Genomic DNA, 2087 nt, shown 5'->3' on the forward strand with positions numbered 1-2087 from the left:
GCGTAAAATCCACCTTCCTTGCTGCCAGTGATGGCATGGCTGGCTGGCGGTCTTCTCCAAGACAGAAAGACTCCGGCCATGTCTTCGGCTGGCGGAGATTGCGGGTATATTGCGGCCATGTCTGGCAAACCTGCGTCAGAAGTTGCTCAAAGGTCGCAGAGGAATAAACACGTTGCAGTGGTGGATGTTGACCGATTTCGCTTCGGTCACAGATATAACCACTCCTGTCACGCATTAAATCAACACGCTCAAAGATTCTGGTGCGGTATTTCTCCAGCTCGTTCCCCCAGAGCGTATATTCTCCGTTCCGGTTGTGAAGCAGAAGGTAACAGGTCATTTCCCCGTTACCAGGCATGGGAGCCTCGCCATACCCCGTAACGACTGCTCTCAGCACCCCTGAATCCATAACGGCATTGTCATTTTTCCTGAGCTGCTCCGCGCGACTACGTTCAGTATCTTCCTGTTCCTTCCGGCGCAATTCCTCTTCACGTTTAAGCAACTGGGCTCTGAGAGCTGCAAGGCCGGATTCCCCCCACTGCTGCCACTGTTTTTCAAATGCCATCTGACTCGCGGGAATGTCCTGTTTCTCCACCTTCCGGTAATGCTGTCGTAATTTTTCCATTTGCTGGCTCAGCGACTGGATTTTTCCCTGTTCGCTACGGTATTCCGGTGCCGCCCATTGCATCAGGGGAATACGGGAAAAACCGGACGAAAACGGCGATGATTTTTTCAGGCTGGCAGCATGGCTCATCGCTTCCTTTCGTTCGGTGTTCAGCTCTTCCCAGCGTCTGCGCGTCGCCTGCATATCTGCCATCATCGACATGGCATTACTGGTGAGTTTCCATGCCGAGTTACTGTCCTTCGGCAACGCTTCGATAATGTCACGTAGTGTGTACGAAGTTGCGTTGTCAGGAAGCCCGATATTCAGAAGGTCAGCCACACGGCGGGCAGGCTCTGTCAGCCCTCCGTTCCTGAGTTCGGTGCGGGAAATCTGTATTTCCAGGTTAAGCCTGTTAATCAGACGATTCTGTTCGCCGCGTTCTGTTTCGATACCGCGTGTTTCCATCGCACAGGCAGACTTTCCGAGGTGAATACCAGGCGTTTTCTCAAGCCCCTGTCGCTCGTATGAACGATGGTCTATCTCTTCCTGATAACCGGCGTTCGCCAGTGCTCTGTTTGCATGGTCAGCCCATGATGCACGCCACGTCTCGGCATGTGTCCGGTCGTTCCAGTCCCTGACCTTTCCGCTGAACCCAGCAGGTCCGATAGCCCTCGTGGTCAGCATGATGTGCGCATGGGGATTTGTTTTATCCATGTGATGGAACGCCACATCAGCAATCATGCCCTGACTGACAAAGTTTTCTCTGACAAAGGCGAGAACGGTTTCCCGTGCGGCATCCTGCGGCAGTTCGTGGGGGATGGCGAGTTCAATTTCCCGCGCAAGTTGTGAGTTCTTCCGGCATTCGGCCTTCTCAACGGCATTCCAGAGTTCGGCACGGTTCGTACACCAGGCAGGGGCTGTCGCGGGGGTCAGAATCACAGCTTCAGCCACACCGCTTTTGCGGGTGTAGTCGTGAGTCAGTCCGGTACGCTCATCAAGCATCAGTGAACCGGAACGATAGGCAGCGGAAGCTACGGCGCTGTAGCCGCTGCTTCTGGAGATAATTTTCATGCTGAGATGATAAATCGCCATTTCTGCCGTAATGCCTTTTTGTAGTTTTCTTTCAGCCCCGCAGGGCGCACACAATCGAAACGGAGTGGAGATTGTATAAGTGCGCACTTCGTGATTTGCCGTGCATTATGCCAGCTCAGTTTTTAAACTACCAGTGACGCGCTAAAATGCGATTTTTCATCGCGCACGGAGTTACATCATGAGCAGAACGCTCGAACAGAAGATTGCTGATGCTGAGGCGAGATTACAGCGCCTGAAGGCGAAGAGCCGGAGCCTGGACACAGCGCAGAAGGTTGTTGTGGGTGCAGCATTGCTGGCAAAGGTCAGAAAGCCGGAGGAGGTGCAGTTGCGTGCCTGGTTACTCCAGTTCCTGAAGGCAGAGGTGACACGACAGGCTGATGTGACGCGCATACTG

General features: G+C 53.7%; 2 protein-coding genes. One reads left to right on the top strand and one right to left on the bottom strand.

Annotation, left to right across the window (positions count from 1 at the left end; translation table 11 throughout):
* On the bottom strand, positions 1-1780 hold a 1780-nt coding region (gene mobQ, locus I6F35_RS39470; protein ID WP_225122952.1), incomplete at its 3' end, for a MobQ family relaxase.
* A 91-nt stretch (positions 1781-1871) separates the two neighbouring features.
* On the opposite strand from mobQ, the gene mobC reads away from it, so the two are divergent.
* Positions 1872-2087, top strand: a 216-nt coding sequence (gene mobC / locus I6F35_RS39475; RefSeq protein WP_139432058.1) for a relaxase accessory protein MobC, incomplete at its 3' end; no start/stop codon positions are given.

The sequence above is a fragment of the Bradyrhizobium sp. BRP22 genome, from assembly GCF_020194175.1.
Lineage (GTDB): Bacteria > Pseudomonadota > Alphaproteobacteria > Rhizobiales > Xanthobacteraceae > Bradyrhizobium.